Source organism: Streptomyces sp. M2CJ-2 (genome assembly GCF_016757295.1).
Classification (GTDB): Bacteria; Actinomycetota; Actinomycetes; order Streptomycetales; family Streptomycetaceae; genus Streptomyces.
The window spans coordinates 1-375 of sequence record NZ_JAESIF010000309.1; the positions used below are offsets into that span (position 1 = coordinate 1).

Below are 375 nucleotides of genomic sequence, written 5' to 3' on the forward strand. Positions count from 1 at the left end.
AGGACCTGCCGGTGTGCTGGCTGCTGGCCGAGTGGCCGGCCGGCGAGAAGGAGCCGGCCAAGTACTGGCTGTCCACCCTGCCCGCCCACGTTCCCCTGCGGCGTCTGGTGCGCTCGGCGAAGATCCGCTGGCGGGTCGAGCACGACTACCGGGAGCTGAAGACCGCCCTGGGGCTGGGCCACTTCGAGGGACGCACCTACCAGGGCTTTCTGCGGCATCTCAGCCTGGCCTCGGTGGCGCAGGCGTTTTGCACCCTGGAGCGGCTGTGCCCGCCAGCATCGGCCACGGCCTGACGACCTACCAGGTCGTGGCCGGGCTGCAGTTCCTGCTGGCCTGCTGGGCCGGGACGTGCCCGACCTGCCGAAGATCCCTGAA

Annotated in this window: 1 protein-coding gene; it reads left to right on the forward strand. The window is 70.7% G+C overall.

Going from position 1 to position 375, the window contains the following annotated elements:
* Positions 1-293 (forward strand): transposase (locus tag JL475_RS39425; protein WP_202282984.1); only part of this gene is annotated, 293 nt, incomplete at its 5' end.
* Between the last annotated feature and the right edge of the window lie 82 nt (positions 294-375).